Origin of the sequence: Streptomyces albidochromogenes, assembly GCF_005981925.1 — a bacterium.
In the GTDB taxonomy this organism is placed as follows: domain Bacteria; phylum Actinomycetota; class Actinomycetes; order Streptomycetales; family Streptomycetaceae; genus Streptomyces; species Streptomyces albidochromogenes.
The window spans coordinates 1-2,947 of the sequence record NZ_VBVX01000499.1; the positions used below are offsets into that span (position 1 = coordinate 1).

General features: G+C 72.3%; 4 protein-coding genes. 2 read left to right on the plus strand and 2 right to left on the minus strand.

Going from position 1 to position 2,947, the window contains the following annotated elements:
• Positions 1–491: 491 nt before the first annotated feature.
• Positions 492–929, minus strand: a complete 438-nt coding sequence (locus E2E34_RS33065) for an SsgA family sporulation/cell division regulator (RefSeq protein ID WP_138905525.1) — start codon at positions 927–929, stop codon at positions 492–494.
• A 252-nt stretch (positions 930–1,181) separates the two neighbouring features.
• On the minus strand, positions 1,182–1,775 hold the full coding sequence (locus tag E2E34_RS33070) for an NAD(P)H-dependent oxidoreductase (RefSeq protein WP_138905526.1): 594 nt from the start codon (positions 1,773–1,775) through the stop codon (positions 1,182–1,184).
• Between the two features lie 191 nt (positions 1,776–1,966).
• Between E2E34_RS33070 and E2E34_RS33075 the strand changes: the two genes are divergently transcribed.
• Complete coding sequence (locus tag E2E34_RS33075; RefSeq protein ID WP_138905527.1) at positions 1,967–2,392, plus strand: VOC family protein; 426 nt, start codon at positions 1,967–1,969, stop codon at positions 2,390–2,392.
• 223 nt (positions 2,393–2,615) lie between these two features.
• Positions 2,616–2,828 carry a hypothetical protein gene (locus E2E34_RS33080; protein ID WP_138905528.1) on the plus strand — a complete coding sequence of 71 codons (213 nt, stop codon included), beginning with the start codon at positions 2,616–2,618 and terminating at the stop codon, positions 2,826–2,828.
• Positions 2,829–2,947 lie beyond the last annotated feature (119 nt).

Consider the following 2,947-nt stretch of genomic DNA (forward strand, 5'->3'; position numbering starts at 1 on the left):
GGGTGCGGCGGCGGGCCGTGCGGGGCGGGACTCGGGCGACGCCCCGGGGACGCACATCACGACGCGCACGGCCACGGACACGTGGTCGGCGACGACGGCCGTGACGGAGAGGCCGGGCAGAGGGCACAGGGCCGCGGCTCCGAGACCAACAGTGACCCAGCCGCTCACGAGAAGCACCCCATGTCCACACGAGTCCGGGGCGCTCTTCGGCTCAGCGCGCGAGAGGAGGACGCCCTGCGGGCAGTACCGCGCTTCAAGAACGACGAACCGGTGCGAACGGTAACGGTGATCTTGCCGCGCGCGCTGCCGGCGAGCGGTGGGGTACGACGCTGCCGGGCCGGGTCGCCGCCACCGCGTGGCCCGGTGGGCAGCAGTGCGGCGTCAAGGGGCAGCTCCGCCGGCCGGTTCGCGGGCGCGCGGCCCCCGCGAACCGGCCTGCCGCGTACCACCCGCTGGGTCGCGGGCCGCTGCCCCGTCGCGCCGCGCCGTGATCAGCCGGCCAGGGCGTCGTGGAACGGCTGCCAGTCGAGGTGCTCGCTCTCGCTCCCGGCCGGGACCCGCGCGTACGTCGTGTGCAGCCAGTGGATCAGCGGCTCGCGGTCGATGCTCACCGTGGCGTTCTCCTCGGGGGTGCCCAGGTGGAGGAGTACGAGGTCGGCGTGGTGGGGGCTGGGCGCGGGGCCGATGCGGACGTCACCGATTCCGGTCGGGGACTGCGTACCCGCCATGAGCATGTCGCGGTCCAGGTACCAGGTCACCGTCGGAGCCTGCGGGAGACAGAAGTCGATCCGGGCGGTGAAGGGTTCTTGCGGCCGGTAGCGGAAGATCGTGGCGAGCGAGAGCGGACAGACGCCCGTGAGCTGGCGCGTCGTGGTGCTCCACGTGAGTTCGCGGCAGGGCGGTGGGGCGGTGGAGCCGGTGTCGGACATGGAATCTCCCGCGTCAGGCGCCGTCCGGGGCAGCGGCGCTCACGCTTCTCTGATCACCGGCATCCGTGTGATCACACCTGGCAAACGTGTGACATCAGCGACCGTCCTGAAGACGTGCTCCGTGCGGCGCCCGGGGCCATGGGCGCCGCACGGAGCGCGGGGCGGCGTACGGCGCGGCCGGCCTGCGCCTGCTCGAAGCCCGGGGAAGCCCCCCGTACCCCCGCGCGTGCGCCCGGCCGCGGGCACCGCGTGTCACGCCAGGAGCGCGGCCGCATGCAGGCGTGCGTGGTCCAGCCAGGCCGCGCGTTCCTCCTCGGTCGAGTCGGTGACGGTGCGGAAGACGACGCGGCGGACATCGCGGACACCGACGTACGGCAGGACGCACGCCGACCAGATGCTCTGCAACGGGTCGCCGAACTCGCGCTCCTCGCGGTCGGCGGGGGTGTCGGAGGTGTTCAGCACCAGCGCCCTTCCCGCCTTCAGGAGGCCGGCGGGTTCGCCCGCGGCGGTGCCCAGCTTGTAGGCGACGCCGGGCGCGAGTACGCGCTGGATCCAGCCCGTGAGGACGGCGGGTGGCATGCCCCACCAGTTCGGGTGGACGAACACCATGGCGTCCAGGGTGGCGACCTCCTTCCGGTGCATCGCCACCTGGGCCTCGTGGGCGCGAGCCGCCTCCTCGACCGTTCCCGTCTCGTCGGCGGACAGCAGCGGTACGAACCCTTCGGCGCAGAGGTCGTGCGCCAGTACGTCGGATCCCCGTCGTCGCAGCTCCTCCACCACGGCGTCGAACACCGCGTGGTTGAAGCTTCCTTGTCGTGGGTGTGCGAGATACACCCCTGCACGCATCTTTCCCCCAGTTTCGACGCGGCGTCATCGGTCACCGCGGGTACGAGTCCGTGCCAGCCTCACACACGCCTGATCGTGATGTTCCGTCAGTCCCCCACCGGGGTGAAGAGAGGGGGGCGCAGGGGTGGTCTCACTTCGTCCGGAGCGCCCGTCGCCCGTACCTCGATCCACGGTGACGGCACAGTGGGGGCATGAATACAGACGACCCGAACATCCTGGCCAGGGGACGCGTGGCGACCAGGCTGCCGGCGCAGGACCTGGACCGGGCACGGCGTTTCTACGCCGAACGGCTCGGGCTCGAGCCCGTCGACGAGCGACCCGGCGGGCTGCTGTACCGGTGCGGCGGCACGGAGTTCGCGCTGTTCGCGTCGACGGGGGCCTCGCCCGGCACGTTCACGCAGATGGGATGGCAGGTCGACGACATCGAGTCCGTCGTGGCGGAACTCGGTCGGCGGGGTGTGGTGTTCGAAGAGGTCGACGTACCCGGTCTCCGGACGAAGGACGGGATCGCCGAGATCGACGGGAACTACCGGAGCAAGGGCGCCCGGGGGGAACGCGCCGCCTGGTTCCGTGACAGCGAGGGGAACCTGCTGGGCATCGGCGAGCCGGTCGTCTGACCGGAGCCGTCGGGAGGCGCCGGCGGGCCGGGAGCGGGAGGCGGCCCGACGGGTGCGCGCCGCCCTTGCTCGTCCCGCCGGGCCCGCGGGCAGGCCGTAAACCTCCCTTTTCTGCTTTTCGTCCGGGTGGCCTACGCCGATTCGCCCCTTCAGACGCGACCGCTTCTCATGGAGACAGCGAGCGGGCCGGTCCCGCTCGCCGTGAGTGAAGAAGGGCACGCCGATGTACGAGATGCGCGCCGAGTCGACAGTCGGCAGAGGCGAACTGATCTGGCACGTCATCCGCAAGGATGTGGCCCCCAGCGCCCTGTGCGGGCGCTTCCTGGCGCAGGTCTCCCCGGCGGCGCTGCTCGCCCAGATCGAGGCGGCGGCGGAACGCTACTGCCCGTCCTGCATGACCGCGTTCAGCTCGGCGGTCCGCAGTCACGGCCGCTGAGCGGCTGTCCCCCGGGTGCCCCGGCGCTACGTCGGCGGCCGGCTCTGGCCGGCGGAGCGCTGGGGCACCGACGTGGGGCTGCGGTGGCGGGGGGCGGCCTGCCGCTGTCTCTTATACAC

Coding starts and splice junctions, on each gene's coding strand:
- E2E34_RS33070 (WP_138905526.1), bottom strand. CDS start 1,775: ATGCGTGCAGGGGTGTATCTCGCACACCCACGACAAGGAAGCTTCAAC.
- E2E34_RS33080 (WP_138905528.1), top strand. CDS start 2,616: ATGTACGAGATGCGCGCCGAGTCGACAGTCGGCAGAGGCGAACTGATC.
- E2E34_RS33075 (WP_138905527.1), top strand. CDS start 1,967: ATGAATACAGACGACCCGAACATCCTGGCCAGGGGACGCGTGGCGACC.
- E2E34_RS33065 (WP_138905525.1), bottom strand. CDS start 929: ATGTCCGACACCGGCTCCACCGCCCCACCGCCCTGCCGCGAACTCACG.